The following is a 15,293-nucleotide window of genomic DNA, read 5'->3' as shown; positions in this document are numbered from 1 at the left end:
GCTGTGGTGTAGCCGGTTGCTCGCTGGTGTTGTGACCGAGATTACTCCAAACCCTTGACATGTCAACACACACGGGCGTAAAACAACATAAAGCAACATCGACCCGGAAGGAGACGCAGGTGTACGCCGAAGAGAGACAGCACGCAATCGCTGAGCTGATCAGCACGCAGGGCCGCGTCTCCGTGAACGAGCTTTCGACCACCTACGGCGTCACAACCGAGACGGTCAGACGCGATCTCGCCACCCTCGATCGGCTGGGTGTGGTCCGCCGAGTCCACGGTGGAGCGGTACCTGCATCGGCACTGACCACCCTCGAACCCGGCGTCTCGGAGCGGGAGTTCACTCGCGCTGATCAGAAGGACGCGATCGCAGCCGCCGCGCTGTCGTTCCTTCCTCCGGTCGGGGGTAGCGCGGTATTCGATGCCGGAACCACCACCGGACGCCTTGCCGGCCTGCTGCCGCACGATCGCGAACTCACGTTGGTCACCAATTCGGTGCCGATCGCCGCGCGCGTGTCGACACTGGCGGGGGTCGGCCTCCGACTACTCGGTGGGCGCGTCCGGGGGACGACACAGGCCGCCGTCGGCGAGGAAGCACTGCGCACACTCGAATGGTTGAGGGTCGATGTCGCGTTCATCGGCACCAACGCCATCAGCGTCGGGCACGGCCTGTCCACTCCGGACAGCGACGAGGCTGCCGTCAAGCGCGCGATGGTCGATTCGGCCAACCATGTCGTGGTGCTTGCCGATTCGTCGAAGATCGGCCGAGAACATCTGGTGAGCTTTGCCCGGGTGCAATCCATCGACATCATCGTCACCGACAGTGACATCTCCACCGAAGACCGAAAAAAACTCAGCGACAAAGGAATCGAGGTGGTGATCGCATGATGGTCACACTCACGGCCAACCCGAGCATGGACCGCACGGTCACACTCGATACGCCGCTCGTACGCGGGGGCGTGCACCGGGCATCGACCTCGGCCACCGACCCGGGAGGAAAGGGCGTCAACGTCGCTCGCGTCATCGGCGGGTCGGGAGTCGAGGCACTGGCAGTCCTACCGGCCAGGGCCGGAGACCCCCTGCTCGACGCGATGGCCGCAAAAGGAGTGCAGTACTCCGCAGTTCCGACGTCGGAACTGGCTCGCACCAACATCACCGTGAGCGAGATCGGTGGCACCACCACCAAGATCAACGAGCCGGGCGCAACGGTGTCGGCGCAGACTCGCGCCGAACTACGAGAGCGCATCTTGTCGCTTGCAGCCGATGCCGAGTGGGTGGTGCTGTCCGGTTCGCTTCCCCCCGGCCTACCCGTCGACTGGTATGCCGAACTCGTCACCGCACTACGCACCACCTCTGCGAAGGTCGCCGTCGATACCTCGGACGAGCCGCTGCTCGCTCTCGCGGCAGCGTTCCCGGGATCGGCACCGGACTTGATGAAACCGAATTCCGAGGAACTCGCGCAATTGACCGGGTACGATTCGGAGGAGCTGGAAAGCGCTGCGGCGCAGGGTGATCCGACCGCAGCGATCGCTGCCAGCACTATCCTTCTCGGCCGAGGAGTCCGAGCGGTGCTGGCCACTCTCGGCAGCGCAGGAGCTGTCCTGGTCACCGCGGACGGTAGCTGGTATGCCAGTCCGCCCCCGATCACCGCGGTCAGCACGGTCGGTGCAGGCGATTCCTCACTGGCCGGTTACATCCTCGCCGATGCCGAGAACTGTTCCAACGCAGACAAACTACGCCGCGCCGTCGCCTACGGGTCGGCAGCGACCGCACTTCCTGGCACCACGCTTCCCCTGCCCGAGCAGACCCACCCGAATTCGGTGACGGTTCGTGCGCTCGACATTCCAACGCCCGTCACCCCGCCTACGTTCTCCCCTGCTTCGAACCTTCTCTAGGAGTCTGAAATGTCAACCCCCACCGCAGATCAGCCGGTCATCGCCGAGGATCTGATCCTTCTCGACGCCGATCTCGGCGAAACCAAAGCTCAGGTCATCGAGCGCCTCGCGGGTGTACTCGCTTCGGCGGGACGCGCCACCGACACCGACGCACTACGCGACGCCGCGCTGGCCCGCGAAGCGCAGTCGGCGACCGGACTGCCCGGCGGCATCGCAATCCCGCATTGCCGCTCCGAAGCGGTCACCTCCGCCTCGCTCGGATTCGCCCGCCTGAATCCGAAGGTCGATTTCGGAGCCCCCGACGGCCCCGCAGACCTGGTGTTCCTGATCGCCGCGCCTACCGGTGCCGGATCGGCTCACATGAAGCTGCTGTCCAGCCTGGCTCGCGCGCTGGTCAAGCCCGAGTTCGTCGCCTCGCTGCGCAACGCGTCCTCGGCGTCCGAGATCGTCACGCTCGTCGACGACGTCATCAACCCTGCGACCAAGCCTGCAGTTGCGGCTCCCGTCGCGGCGGCCCCGGTCTCCACCGCCAAGCACAGCACACCCGACACCTCCGCCGAGGCGTCGTCGGCTCCCAAGCACATCGTGGCGGTCACCGCCTGCCCCACCGGAATTGCCCACACCTACATGGCTGCCGACTCACTCGTCGCAGCAGGTGAACGCGCCGGAGTCACCGTTCACGTGGAGACGCAGGGTTCGAGCGGCAGCACGCCGTTGGATCCCGCGATCATCGCCGGAGCCGAAGCAGTCATCTTCGCCACCGACGTGGGCGTCAAGGGCCGCGAGCGTTTCGCCGGCAAGCCCGTCATCTCCTCGGGCGTCAAGCGTGCGATCAACGAGCCCGACGTCATGGTCACCGAGGCACTGCGCGCAGCGCTGAACCCGGACGCGGCCCGCGTCGGCGGTACTGCCGTCGCGGCCGAATCGAACGACTCGGCCGGTGAGCTCGGCTGGGGCACTCGCATCCGCCAGATTCTGCTGACCGGCGTCAGCTACATGATCCCGTTCGTCGCCGCCGGTGGTCTACTGATCGCTCTCGGATTCCTGCTCGGTGGCTACGAGATCTCCGGCGTCGCCGAGGACATCGTCGTCAACAACTCCATCACCTCTCTGCCCGACGGCGGAATCACCGCATACCTCGGTGCCGTGCTCTTCCAGATCGGCGCGCTGTCGTTCAGTTTCCTGGTACCCGCACTGGCCGGCTACATCTCCTATGCCATTGCCGACAGACCAGGTCTGGCACCGGGTTTCACCGCCGGTGCAGTCGCGGTACTGGTGGGGGCAGGCTTCATCGGCGGTCTCGTCGGTGGTCTGATCGCCGGCTTCGTCGCGCTGTGGATCAGCAAGTGGAAGATCCCCACAGTACTGCGAGGCCTGATGCCGGTCGTCATCATCCCGCTGTTCGCAACGCTCATCGTCGGCGCGATCATGTTCCTCCTGCTCGGCAAGCCGCTCGCCGCGATCACCAGCGGATTGACGGACTGGCTCAACGGACTCAGCGGCTCCTCGGTCATCATCCTCGGCATCATTCTCGGCCTGATGATGTGCTTCGACCTCGGCGGACCGGTCAACAAGGCGGCCTATGCGTTCGCTACTGCGGGCCTGTCGGTCACCGACACCGCGTCGCTGCGCATCATGGCTGCAGTCATGGCGGCCGGTATGGTGCCGCCGCTGGCCATGGCTCTGGCCTCGACCGTTCGCTCGCGGCTGTTCACCGAAGCCGAGCGCGAGAACGGTAAGGCTGCCTGGTTCCTGGGTGCGGCGTTCATCTCCGAAGGGGCGATCCCCTTCGCCGCAGCGGATCCGTTCCGCGTCATCCCGTCGATGATGGCCGGCGGCGCAGTCACCGGGGCCATGATCATGGCCTTCAACGTCACCCTCAGCGCACCGCACGGCGGAATCTTCGTGTTCTTTGCAATCGGGAACATCCTGTGGTTCATCGTGTCTCTCGCTGTCGGCACCATCGTCTCGGCGTTCCTGGTCGTCTCGGCCAAGCAGTTCGTCAAGAGCAAGAACTCCCCCACCGAAGCCGAACTCGATCCGGCACTCGTCACCGTCTGACACTCGCTAGCATCGCAACGAACCCACTACGAAGGAGCACCACATGCCCAGCACCACAGTCGCCGTCGGATCCTCGATCGGTCTGCACGCTCGTCCCGCAGCACTGATCGCCGACGCCGTAACCGAAGCCGGCGTGGACGTGACCCTCGCAGTGGCCGACTCGGAGCCGGTGGACGCAGGTTCGGCCTTGATGATCATGACCCTCGGTGCCACCAAGGGCACCGAAGTCACCGTCACCAGTGACGACCAGGCCACCCTCGACAAAGTGGTCGCACTCGTCGAAGCCGATCTGGACGCCTGACTCGGTCAGCTAGCCAGATCGCCTCGATCGCCGGACGGTGAATCCCACCGCTCCGGCGATCAGCACCACCCCAGCAGCGACGGCCGCTCGGAATCCCCATTCCGAGTCCGTCGCTGCCGGCGTCTGCGCGGGCTTGTCGGACACGGTGGTCGGCGACACCGACTCTGTAGCAGCAGGTTCGGGCGCAGAAATGTCCATGGACTCGGCGTCCGAGATTTTCAGAACGGGCGGAAGCGTTCCGTCCTCGGGACCGAAGCCCGCCTCCGACGCAAGGAGCAGGCTTCCGTCGTCCAGAAACGCCAGTGCCTCGCCCTGCGGTTGATCGGGCAACGCCACCACCGCCCGAGGCGAGGTCGAGTCCACGAGCGTGGCCGCGATGTCTCCGTCGGACGGATGGAACAGGTATGCGTCGGTGTAGGTGCGGACCGCCGCGACGGTGCCGTCCGCGCTCACCGCTCCCCCGGTCGCCAGAATCGAGCCGACCACGAACGGCGGCCCGCCGACGGTGTCGGTTGCGGTGAACGCCATCTCGCCGACCCTCCGCAGCGGCGTCGGCCCGGGGCTGTCCAGATCGGCGACGGATTCGTCGCCTGCCGGGACGTACACCCCGCTGACGCCCGAGAATTCCTTGGTGACGATCACCGGCCTGCCGCCCGGCTCGATCAGTATCGTCTCGGCGTCGTGCGCGCCGTCGGGGTACGTCAGTCGGTGCAGTTCACCCGCACCGGTCACCGGGTCCATTCGCGTCAATGCCACTGTGTCGCGACGCATCTGATTGTCGCCGATATCGGCCAACCACAGCGAACCGTCGTACGAGGTCAGGTCCTCGACGTCGTACGGGTCGACGGGAACGTCGATCCATCGCTCGACGGCGCAGTTCCCATCGAGTTCAGCGACGCGGTCATCTGAACCGCTGTCTCCGATCGCATAGAGAACCCCGTCGATCGAGGTCAGTCCGGACAGTTCGGAGAGGCCGGGATCTGCCGGCCGACAATATGTTTCGGTGTCGACAGGCGCGGCGAGGGCGATTCCGGCGAACGCGAGGGCAGGGACGAACGCGAGGGCAGTGGCGAACACGGACGCGGCGGCACCACGCACCACGACCCGTGGCCTCATCGAATTCAGGCGCTGGGAACGGCGGCCGTGAACTCGACGAGCGCCGCCGCGAGCGACTGCGGCACCCGAGCTTCGACCCGCGTGCCGTCCTCCTCGTGCGTGGACTGCACGATTCTGCCGTCGGTGTGAATGCGAGCGACCAGATCACCGCGGGTGTAGGGCACCAGCACGTCGACCAACACGTCGGGCTCGGACAGGATCTCTCCGAGGTGATCGCGCAACTCGTCGATGCCCTCACCGGTCTTGGCCGAGACGAACCGGGCACCATCGAGCACACCACGCAACTGGGTCAGCTGCACCGGGTCGGCGGCGTCGATCTTGTTGACCACCAACAACTCCGGCGGCATCTTCGCGTCCTGCTCGCGCACGACGTCGGTGATCACCTCACGCACGGCCTTGATCTGATCGATCGGCAGTGGATCGGAGCCGTCGACCACGTGCAACAGCAGGTCGGCATCGGTGACTTCCTCGAGCGTCGAGCGGAACGCCTCCACCAACTGGGTCGGGAGGTGTCGGACGAAGCCGACGGTGTCGGTCAGCACAATCGCGCGCCCGTCCTCGAGCGTCGACTTGCGGGTCGTGGGATCGAGTGTGGCGAACAGCGCATTCTGAACGAGCACACCGGATCCGGTCAACGCGTTCAGCAGACTCGACTTGCCCGCGTTGGTGTAACCGACGATCGCGATGGACGGCACCGTACCGCTGAGCCGCTGCTCCCGCTTCGTGTCGCGGGCCTGCTTCATGCCCTTGATCTCGCGGCGCAGCTTGGCCATGCGCTCGCGGATGCGCCGGCGGTCGGTTTCGATCTTCGTTTCACCCGGTCCACGCAGACCGACGCCGCCATTGCTGCCCGCACGGCCACCGGCCTGCCGCGACATCGATTCGCCCCAGCCGCGCAGCCTGGGCAACATGTACTCCATCTGCGCGAAAGCAACCTGCGCCTTGCCCTCTCGCGAGGTCGCATGCTGAGCAAAGATGTCGAGAATCAATGCGGTGCGGTCGATGACCTTGACCTTGACGACCTTCTCCAGCGCGTTGAGCTGGGCAGGGGTCAGTTCGCCGTCGCAGATCACCGTGTCGGCACCGGTCGCGAGCACGATGTCGCGCACCTCTCTGGCCTTACCGGAACCGATGTAGGTGGCAGCATCGGGCTTGTCGCGCCGCTGCATCAACGCTTCGAGCACCTCCGAGCCTGCGGTCTCGGCCAGTGCCGCCAGTTCGGTCATGCTGGATTCGGCCTGCGCCGCAGTGCCCGTGGTCCAGACACCGACCAGGACGACGCGTTCGAGACGCAGCTGTCGGTATTCGACCTCGGTGACGTCGGTGAGCTCGGTGGACAGACCGGCAACTCGGCGCAGCGCCGTGCGGTCTTCGAGTTGCATATCACCCGAGGACGGTGAGTCCTCGTCGTTGAGTGGGGACCGGGCCAACCGCCTCGACCATGCGTCGGACTCCTCGCGGGTCCACGCAGATGCGGTGTCGGATGAATCGTCGATGCTCTTCTCGACCGGTTCGCCCGCAGGGGATGTTTCATGTGAGTTCGTCATACATCACCCATGATCCACGAAAAACCCAGCGTATGCACGCGAGTTTTCCGTTCGAGCCTCAGGACTGGGCCGCGAACCACCGCTCGTCGATCTCCCCGCGGGCCAGCAGGACCGACGGACCGCGCAAGGTGGCACCGACATGATCGATGTTCACCCGTACCCTGCCGCCGAGCACACCGACGCTCACCTCACCGGTCTCGAGGCCCTCGTAGGACAACGCGGCGGCCGCCGCGGCCACGGTGCCGGTGCCGCACGATCGCGTCTCGCCGACGCCCCGCTCGAACACCCGCATCTCGACTCCTCCGTCGTCCAGCCTGGTCAGAATCTCGACATTCGCGCCGTGCGGAAAGAACTCGGCGTCCAACGTGGGTGGGGCGGAGAAATCGAGGGTTCGAAGCGAGGCACGAGTCGATGCACCGTCGACGCAGGCCAGGTGTGGATTGCCGACATCGATCCCGACACCGTCGAAGGACCGACCCGCGATCGAGACCGAGCTCGAACCCATCAGCGTCACCTCGCCCATCGCGACGGTCACATCGGCGTTCGTCTCGTCGAAGGAGTGCACCGTCACCGCGCGTGCCCCGGCGCGCGAACCCACCACGAACTGATCGCGTTGCTCCAGGTCGTGCACGCGCAGATAGTGTGCGAACACGCGGACACCGTTGCCACACATCTCGGCGATGGTGCCGTCACCGTTGCGGTAGTCCATGAACCAGTCCTCGGGCTCGATTCCCGCGGGAATGCGATCGAGCACGCCTGCATCGCGCAGCACTCCGGCCCTGGCGACCCGCAGGACACCGTCGGCACCGATGCCCTGGCGTCGATCGCACAGCACGGCGACCGCCGACTTGGTGAGCTCGAGCTCGGCTGCCGGATCCGGCAGTACGACGAAGTCGTTCTGGGTCCCGTGACCTTTGACGAAGTCCATGCGGCGAGTCTACTGAGGGACGAGTGCGGCCAGAGCATCCGAGGTCAGCGTCGGTGAGGCTCCGTCGAGCCAGCGCACCCGGTCGTCCCTCCGAAACCAGGAGCGTTGACGCCGCACGTAGCGCCTGGTGCCGATGAAGGTTCGTTCACGGGCGTACTCGATGTCGTACTCCCCCGCCAACACGTCGAGCGCCTGGGCGTACCCGATGGCCCGGGATGCGGTGACTCCCTCCCGCAGGCCACGCTCCAGCAGCGCTTCGACCTCGTCGAGCAGGCCGGTGTCGAACATGAGCCGGGTGCGCGCGTCGATTCGCTCGTCCAGTTCGACGGTATCGCGGTCGACGCCCAGTATGATTGTGCCCCAACGAGGTTCACCGATTTTCGGAGCCGATGCGGCGAACGGTCGACCGGTCAGCTCCACTACTTCGAGAGCGCGGACCATGCGTCGGCCGTCGGTGGGCAGGATCGATGCGGCGGCCTCGGGATCGGCCAGTCCCAACGCACGGTGGATCTCGTCCACCCCATCGCGTTCGAGTACCGCTTCCCATTTCGCCCGGACGGCCGGATCCGTCGCCGGGAAGGCCCACTCGTCGAGCAGCGACTGCACGTACATCATCGAGCCGCCGACGATGATCGGCCGCAGCCCTCGGGATCGAATGTCCTCGACATCGACTGTGGCCGCCGCCTGATAGCGCGCAACCGTTGCGATATCGGTGACCTCGAGCACATCGAGTTGATGATGCGGGATGCCGCGACGGTCTGCGGCCGGCAGTTTCGCGGTACCGATGTCCATTCCCCGGTACTGCTGCATCGCGTCGATGTTGACGATCTCGCCGCCGAGTTCCTCGGCCAGATCGAGGGCGAGATCCGACTTGCCCGTCGCCGTCGGCCCGATCACCGCAACGGGAGTCGTGGCCGAATCGCGCGGGTCCGCCACGGGGTTTCCGGTTCCCTCAGGCACGAGACCAGCTTCCGACGAAGTACCCGACGCCGAACGGAGCACCTCGGTAGAGCTCCGTCGTCGCCATCGCGTCGGCACCGACCACACCGGCCAACACCTGCCATGCCGCTCTGCCGCCGACCCCGAGGGCCGCGCACAGGTCCGAATCGAGTGCCGCCAACGAGTCGACCTCGGCTGCAGTCAGGGCATCGTCGATCCCCTGCTGGAGTTGTTCGGCTCGCTCGTCGAAGGCTCCTGGAGCCTTCGCTGTCAGCGTGTTCGCCCCGTCTGCCAGCACCAGGACACCCCAGCGCTGCTCCGATGCGTCGAGCTCACGCCGCAGTTGGGCTCCGAACTGCGCGCACCACCGAGGGTCCGCGGTCGCGGGGACCGTACGGACCTCGACCGCGGACTCCGGGGCGGCGGCACCGCGTAGCCAGCCGGCGATCAACACGGCCAGCGGCAGTTCGGGGTCCGGAACCGTGGACGTGCTGCCGCCGGACAGACTCACCGGCACGTCGACGCCGTAGCCGCGCAGGGTCCCGACCGTGGTCTCGTCGTAGTGGCCTTCGGCATCGTCGACACCGATGGCAAGCCACCGGTCTGTCTCCGACGTCAGCGCCCTCACCGCGGCCACGGCAGCGGTCCGAAGGTCCTCCGTCTGGGGAGCACGGGCACCGGCCAGTTCGGGTACGAGAAGCGGTGGGGTGGGCGCCAGGGCCGCGACACGAAACACGAAGACCACGCTAGCCGGTGACACGAGTTGGCCGGACGAGTCCACGTCGAGGCGTCTGAGCTGTTTCAATGGTCCGATCGGTCGTCACCGAGTTCAATGGTGTCCAGATCGCGATCTAAGGCAGCCGTGACGCGCGGCAGAGATGAGGAACAATGACCGACCCGAATGCCGGTACCCCCACACCTACCGAGGCTGCGTCCTCCGATGCACCCCAGCAGACCACCGGTGCGGCCGAGCCCAGTCCCGCCCAGTCCGATCCCGTCAAGCCCGGCGGTGGCCCGAAGCCGGGCAACGGACCCAAGCCAGGCGGTGGCCCGAAGCCCGGCGGCGGGCCCAGGCCCGGTGCTCATGGGGTCGGTTCTCCTCGTCCGGGTGGTTCGATCGGGGCCAAGCCGCATCCGACGCCCTCGCACGTCCCCACCGCGATTCCGACTGTCGCCCCGGCGAGCGATCCCAGCAAGTTCGGCAGAGTCGACGACGACGGCACCGCGTGGGTGAAGACAGCCGACGGCGAGCGGCAGATCGGATCCTGGCAGGCCGGCGACGCGGCAGAAGGGCTCGCCCATTTCGGTCGGCGCTACGACGATCTCGCCACCGAGGTCGGTCTGCTCGAAGCACGGCTGACCTCCGGCACGGGCGATGCGAAGAAGACCAAGGCTGCCGCGTCCTCGTTGCTGGAGAGCTTGCCCACCGCAGCGGTGATCGGCGACCTCGAGCTGCTCGCCCGGCGACTCGATGCGGTCGTCGAGCATTCCGACGCCGCGGCAGCAGTGGCCAAGAAGGAGAAGGAACTCGAACGAGCCGAGCACACCGCCCGTAAGGAGGCCCTCGCGGCCGAGGCCGAACAGATCGGCGGTGAGTCGACCCAGTGGAAGCAGGCCGGAGATCGGCTGCGCGAAATCCTCGATGAATGGAAGACGATCCGCGGGGTCGATCGCAAGGTCGACGATGCACTGTGGAAGCGGTACTCCAAGGCTCGGGAGAACTTCAATCGGCGACGCGGAGCGCACTTCGCAGATCTCGATCGAGAACGTGGAGCTGCGAAAACGCGCAAGGAGGAGCTCGTCGAACGAGCACGGGCGTTGTCCTCGTCCACCGACTGGGGCCCCACCGCCGCAGCATTCCGCGATCTGCTCGTCGAGTGGAAAGCATCGGGCCGGGCACCACGCGATGCCGACGACGCCCTCTGGAAGAACTTCAAGGCTGCGCAGGACGTGTTCTTCTCGGCACGCAACGCCGCTGCGTCCGAGCGGGACGCCGAGTTCGAGGGCAACGCCGAGGCCAAGGAAGCCTTGCTGGCCAGGACCCACATAGATCCGAGCAAGGACCTGGACGCGGCACGGTCGGCCCTGCGTGACCTGCAGGACAAGTGGGATGCCATCGGCAAGGTTCCTCGCGAGAAGATGCAGGAACTCGAAGGAAAACTGCGGGCGATCGAGAAATCCGTCCACGACGCCGTGGAAGCTCAGTGGCGACGTTCGGATCCCGAGGCCGTGGCCCGTGCGGCTCAGTTCCGCGAGCGGGTATCCCAGTTCGAGGATCAGGCTGCAAAGGCGAAGGCAGCGGGCAGAACCAAGGACGCCGAGCGCGCGCAGGCGCAGGCTCAGCAGTGGCGCGAGTGGGCAGACGCAGCAGAGAGCGCCGTCGACGAACTGTGACCGGCGGTGGGGCGACCGCTCGGACCTACGGGGCCGAGTGGCCGTCCCACAAGCGCAGTTTCTGCTCGCCCGACGCGGCCGCGATTCGGCGTTGCTCCTGAGCGGCGAGCTGCGAGTTCGTCTTGTTCCACACGGCCTTGAGCCAGTGGAAGGTCAGCGCAATCACGGCGATCCACGCGATGATCAGGCCGATACCCGGTCCGCCGCCCTGCAGGTTGTCCGGCAGGGTCTGCCGCGTCCAGATCGAGAGCATTCCGTACACCGAGGACACCGCACACCCGGCAAGTGCAGCCCACGCCAACGCCCATATTCGCGTGACGAGCGCCAGCACCGACATCACCACGCCGAACGTCAGCACCAGCACGACGAAGATGCGCGACGGCAGCGCAATCGATTCGGCGACTGCCGCATCGCTGCCCGAGAGAACGTCGAACCCGCTGGCGGAGCCGGCGTGCGGCAGCGCGAACGTGACGAGCAGGACCAATACCAGTCCGGCCACGACCATGGCCCGCGCGCCGGGGTCCAGTTCGGTCATCACCGTTCGCTCCGCGCGTTCGAGTTCCTCGGCGGAGCCGGTGGTGCCAGCGGAGCCGGCGGACCCAGCAGAGCCGGTGGGGCCGCCGGAGTCATCGGTGGTGGCGCGGTCGGGTCCGTCGGTCTCTGTCATGCGGTGCATCCTGTCTGAACCGGGAGGGGCGCAGGTGCGCCGATGGAAGGGAGTCCGAGACCGACGCCGATCGGTGGGGTCTTCGGCATGATGCCGCGTTCGTGGGCATCGCCGGCTGCGGTGCGGCGGTGCGTGAGCACTCCGGCGTCGGCGATGAGGTGATACGGGGCTGCGGCAGTCAGTGTTGTCGTCACGACATCGCCCGGGCGAATCTGCTCTGCCCTGGCCGGGTCGACGGCGAAGTGGACGAGCCGACCGTCCCTGGCGCGTCCGCTCATCCGATGGGTCGCAGCATTCTTGCGTCCCTCACCGGTGGCAACGAGAAGTTCGACGTCGGTACCGATCAGAGCCTGATTGGCTGCGAGAACGATCTCTTCCTGCAATGCGATCAATCGCAGATACCGCTCTTGCACAACCTCTTTGGGCACCTGGTCGGGCATGTCCGCGGCCGGTGTCCCCGGACGCTTGGAGTACTGGAAGGTGTAGGCGTTGGCGAACTTCGCGCGCCGCACCACCTCGAGGGTCTGCTCGAAATCCTCTTCGGTCTCGCCTGGAAAGCCGACGATGATGTCGGTGGTGATGGCCGCATGCGGCATGGCGGCGCGCACCTTGTCGATGATTCCCATGAACTTCGTCTGCCGATAGGACCTGCGCATCGCCTTGAGAATTCGATCCGATCCGGACTGCAACGGCATGTGCAGGGTGGGGCAGATGTTCGGGGTGGACGCCATCGCCTCGATCACATCGTCGGTGAACTCGGCCGGGTGCGGGGAGGTGAACCGCACTCGTTCGAGCCCCTCGATCGATCCGCATGCGGTCAACAGCGACGCGAACGCGCCACGATCGCGCGGCATCTCCGGATCGGCGAACGAGGCACCGTAGGCGTTGACGTTCTGGCCGAGCAGCGTCACCTCGAGCACGCCCTGGTCCACCAATGCCTGTACCTCGGCGAGGATGTCGCCCGGCCTGCGGTCGATTTCCTTGCCGCGCAGGGCCGGAACGATGCAGAACGTGCAGGTGTTGTTGCAGCCCACCGAGATCGACACCCAACCTGCGTATGCGGACTCCCGTTTGGCCGGCAGGGTGGACGGAAAGGCGTCGAGTGACTCGAGGATCTCCACCTGAGCTCGGTCGTTGTGTCGAGCGCGTTCGAGCAGCACCGGAAGCGACCCGATGTTGTGGGTTCCGAACACGACGTCGACCCACGGAGCCTTCTCCACGACGGTGGAGCGATCCTTCTGCGCCAGGCAGCCCCCGACCGCGATCTGCATGTTCGGGTTGCGGGTCTTCGCGGGTCGCAGCATCCCGAGATTGCCGTACAGCTTGTTGTCGGCGTTCTCTCGTACTGCGCAGGTATTGAAGACAACGAGGTCGGCGTCGGTACCCGGGTCTGCCGGAACGTACCCTGCGTCCTCGAGCAATCCGGACAGCCGCTCCGAGTCGTGGACGTTCATCTGACAACCGTGCGTGCGCACCTCGTAGCTGCGGGGGGCCGTCGCCGACGCTTCTTCGGCCGGCGCGGGATCGGAACTGCCACGATCGGCCACGTTCACGGTCGGAAAAACACTCGTCTGCACCCCTCCAGGGTACGTCCATCGCACCGACCGGCCCGCTGGGGTCGCGGGCTCCGCCGCTGACTGTGCTGGGCCGATGCAGTCCCACAGTAAAGTTTCCATTACATAATCGAAGACTGCGGGCGAAAACGCCGGTCCCCGAGGAAACTACGCATAGGGTTTCGTCTCATGACGCACGCCACCGACGCGCCCGCATCGACACCCTCGCCGGGCGCACCTTCGATGATCTCGCTCAAATCCGTCGACAAACACTTCGGTGATCTGCACGTTCTCAAGGACATCAACCTCGAAGTTCCTGCCGGTCAGGTCGTCATCGTCGTCGGTCCGTCCGGATCGGGTAAGTCGACCCTGTGCCGGACGATCAACCGACTGGAGCCGATCGACTCGGGCGCTATCGAGGTCGATGGAAACCTACTTCCCGCCGAGGGCAAGGCTCTCGCAGCACTGCGTGCGGACGTGGGGATGGTGTTCCAGTCGTTCAACCTCTTCGCGCACAAGACCATTCTGCAGAACGTGATGCTCGCGCCGATCAAGGTGCGCAAGCAGAAGAAGGACGAGGCCGAGAAGAGTGCCCTGGCACTGCTCGAGCGCGTCGGCATTGCCAACCAGGCCGACAAATACCCCGCTCAGCTTTCCGGTGGACAGCAGCAGCGCGTCGCGATTGCTCGGTCACTGGCGATGAACCCCAAGGTCATGCTGTTCGACGAGCCCACCTCGGCGCTCGACCCCGAGATGGTGAACGAGGTGCTCGACGTCATGACCTCACTCGCCAAGGAGGGCATGACGATGCTCGTCGTCACCCACGAGATGGGTTTCGCCCGCAAAGCCGGTGACCGCGTGATCTTCATGGCCGACGGTGCCGTCGTCGAGGACACCGATCCCGAAACGTTCTTCAAGTCACCGAAATCCGAACGTGCCAAGGATTTCCTCGGCAAGATCCTCGGTCACTGACCCGATTCATCGTTCACCCGACAAGTACCAACCAATCCGTAAGGACATTCACAGTGAGAATCACCCGACCACTTCGCCTCGGTGTCGCCATCGCCGCTCTGTCCATCGTCGCCACAGCATGCGGCGGCGGAGAAGAAGCCCGCACCATCTCGAGCAGCGCGGAGTCCGGCAAATTCGTCGTCGGCATCAAGTTCGATCAGCCCGGCCTCGGATTGCGCAACCCCGACGGCACCTTCTCCGGCTTCGATGTCGAGGTGGCCAAGTACGTCGCCGGCCAGCTCGGAGTGGACCCCGCGAACATCGAATTCAAGGAGTCCCCCTCCGCGCAGCGCGAGACCCTGATCGAAAACGGTGAGGTCGACTACATCGTCGCCACCTACTCGATCACCGACGCCCGCAAGGAGAAGGTCGGCTTCGCCGGACCGTACTTCGTAGCCGGGCAGTCGCTGCTGGTACGGGAAGACAACACCGACATCACCGGCGCAGACTCGCTCGACAACGGCAAGCGGCTGTGCTCGGTCACCGGATCCACCCCCGCTCAGAACATCGCCGACGAGTACCCCGGCGTGCAGCTTCAGCCATTCGACACGTACTCCGCCTGTGTGGAGGCTCTGCGCAACGGCACTGTCGACGCCGTCACCACCGACGACATCATCCTCGCCGGTTACGCAGCTCAGTCCCCCGGACAGTTCAAGGTCGTCGGCGAGCCCTTCACCACGGAGAACTACGGCATCGGCCTGAACAAGGACGACACCGAGGGGCGCAACCAGATCAACGACGCCATCGAAGAGATGGTCTCGAGCGGTGCCTGGGAGCAGGCCTTCGAAGACACCGTCGGCGCATCCGGCTACCCGCTGCCGGCTCCGCCCACCGTCGACCGCTACTGATCGATGACACCTGCCGTTCCGCTGCCCTCGGCGC

The 15,293-nt window shown here is 65.8% G+C and carries 14 protein-coding genes; 7 read left to right on the top strand and 7 right to left on the bottom strand.

The window, feature by feature from the left end:
- The first annotated feature begins 119 nt into the window (after nucleotides 1–119).
- The 4 genes from J1M87_RS16835 to J1M87_RS16820 are packed head-to-tail and all read left to right on the top strand — an operon-like array spanning nucleotide 120 to nucleotide 4,256.
- A complete protein-coding gene (locus J1M87_RS16835) occupies nucleotides 120–887 on the top strand; it encodes a DeoR/GlpR family DNA-binding transcription regulator (protein ID WP_206490606.1) in 768 nt (255 codons plus the stop codon).
- On the top strand, nucleotides 884–1,894 hold the full coding sequence (locus tag J1M87_RS16830; RefSeq protein WP_206490605.1) for a 1-phosphofructokinase family hexose kinase: 1,011 nt from the start codon (nucleotides 884–886) through the stop codon (nucleotides 1,892–1,894). Before J1M87_RS16835 ends, J1M87_RS16830 begins: the two co-directional genes overlap by 4 nt.
- Before the next feature lie 9 nt (nucleotides 1,895–1,903).
- The gene (locus J1M87_RS16825) at nucleotides 1,904–3,955 is read left to right on the top strand and encodes a fructose-specific PTS transporter subunit EIIC (protein WP_206490604.1); all 2,052 of its coding nucleotides are present in this window, start codon (nucleotides 1,904–1,906) and stop codon (nucleotides 3,953–3,955) included.
- 43 nt (nucleotides 3,956–3,998) lie between these two features.
- Nucleotides 3,999–4,256 (top strand): HPr family phosphocarrier protein, encoded by a 258-nt coding sequence (locus J1M87_RS16820; RefSeq protein ID WP_206490603.1) that lies wholly within the window; start codon nucleotides 3,999–4,001, stop codon nucleotides 4,254–4,256.
- Nucleotides 4,257–4,265: 9 nt separating this feature from the next.
- Here the strand turns inward: J1M87_RS16820 and J1M87_RS16815 are convergent, their stop codons facing one another.
- From J1M87_RS16815 to J1M87_RS16795, 5 genes are read right to left on the bottom strand one after another with little or no spacing between them, the layout of a single operon-like run.
- The gene (locus J1M87_RS16815) at nucleotides 4,266–5,372 is read right to left on the bottom strand and encodes a hypothetical protein (RefSeq protein ID WP_206490602.1); all 1,107 of its coding nucleotides are present in this window, start codon (nucleotides 5,370–5,372) and stop codon (nucleotides 4,266–4,268) included.
- Between the two features lie 5 nt (nucleotides 5,373–5,377).
- Nucleotides 5,378–6,919 carry a GTPase HflX gene (gene hflX / locus J1M87_RS16810; RefSeq protein WP_206490601.1) on the bottom strand — a complete coding sequence of 514 codons (1,542 nt, stop codon included), beginning with the start codon at nucleotides 6,917–6,919 and terminating at the stop codon, nucleotides 5,378–5,380.
- A 58-nt stretch (nucleotides 6,920–6,977) separates the two neighbouring features.
- Entirely contained in the window at nucleotides 6,978–7,847 is an 870-nt protein-coding gene (gene dapF, locus J1M87_RS16805) for a diaminopimelate epimerase (protein WP_206490600.1), read from the bottom strand.
- A 9-nt stretch (nucleotides 7,848–7,856) separates the two neighbouring features.
- Complete coding sequence (miaA, locus tag J1M87_RS16800; protein ID WP_206490670.1) at nucleotides 7,857–8,783, bottom strand: tRNA (adenosine(37)-N6)-dimethylallyltransferase MiaA; 927 nt, start codon at nucleotides 8,781–8,783, stop codon at nucleotides 7,857–7,859.
- A gap of 16 nt (nucleotides 8,784–8,799) precedes the next feature.
- The gene (locus J1M87_RS16795; RefSeq protein WP_307830830.1) at nucleotides 8,800–9,522 is read right to left on the bottom strand and encodes a hypothetical protein; all 723 of its coding nucleotides are present in this window, start codon (nucleotides 9,520–9,522) and stop codon (nucleotides 8,800–8,802) included.
- 152 nt (nucleotides 9,523–9,674) lie between these two features.
- Between J1M87_RS16795 and J1M87_RS16790 the strand changes: the two genes are divergently transcribed.
- A complete protein-coding gene (locus J1M87_RS16790) occupies nucleotides 9,675–11,180 on the top strand; it encodes a DUF349 domain-containing protein (protein WP_206490599.1) in 1,506 nt (501 codons plus the stop codon).
- 25 nt (nucleotides 11,181–11,205) lie between these two features.
- On the opposite strand, the gene J1M87_RS16785 is transcribed toward J1M87_RS16790, so the two are convergent.
- Together J1M87_RS16785 and miaB are read right to left on the bottom strand one after the other, a co-directional pair.
- A complete protein-coding gene (locus tag J1M87_RS16785) occupies nucleotides 11,206–11,847 on the bottom strand; it encodes a hypothetical protein (protein WP_206490598.1) in 642 nt (213 codons plus the stop codon).
- Entirely contained in the window at nucleotides 11,844–13,394 is a 1,551-nt protein-coding gene (miaB, locus tag J1M87_RS16780) for a tRNA (N6-isopentenyl adenosine(37)-C2)-methylthiotransferase MiaB (protein ID WP_206490668.1), read from the bottom strand. The genes J1M87_RS16785 and miaB overlap by 4 nt, the downstream gene beginning before the upstream one ends.
- 249 nt (nucleotides 13,395–13,643) lie before the next feature.
- On the opposite strand from miaB, the gene J1M87_RS16775 reads away from it, so the two are divergent.
- Nucleotides 13,644–14,372 carry an amino acid ABC transporter ATP-binding protein gene (locus tag J1M87_RS16775; protein ID WP_206490667.1) on the top strand — a complete coding sequence of 243 codons (729 nt, stop codon included), beginning with the start codon at nucleotides 13,644–13,646 and terminating at the stop codon, nucleotides 14,370–14,372.
- Nucleotides 14,373–14,425: 53 nt separating this feature from the next.
- Nucleotides 14,426–15,259 (top strand): glutamate ABC transporter substrate-binding protein, encoded by an 834-nt coding sequence (locus tag J1M87_RS16770; RefSeq protein WP_206490597.1) that lies wholly within the window; start codon nucleotides 14,426–14,428, stop codon nucleotides 15,257–15,259.
- The last annotated feature ends 34 nt before the right edge of the window (nucleotides 15,260–15,293 follow it).

It is taken from the genome of Rhodococcus sp. KRD162 (assembly GCF_017168335.1).
In the GTDB taxonomy this organism is placed as follows: domain Bacteria; phylum Actinomycetota; class Actinomycetes; order Mycobacteriales; family Mycobacteriaceae; genus Rhodococcoides.
This window is presented reverse-complemented; position numbering and strand designations above follow the sequence as displayed.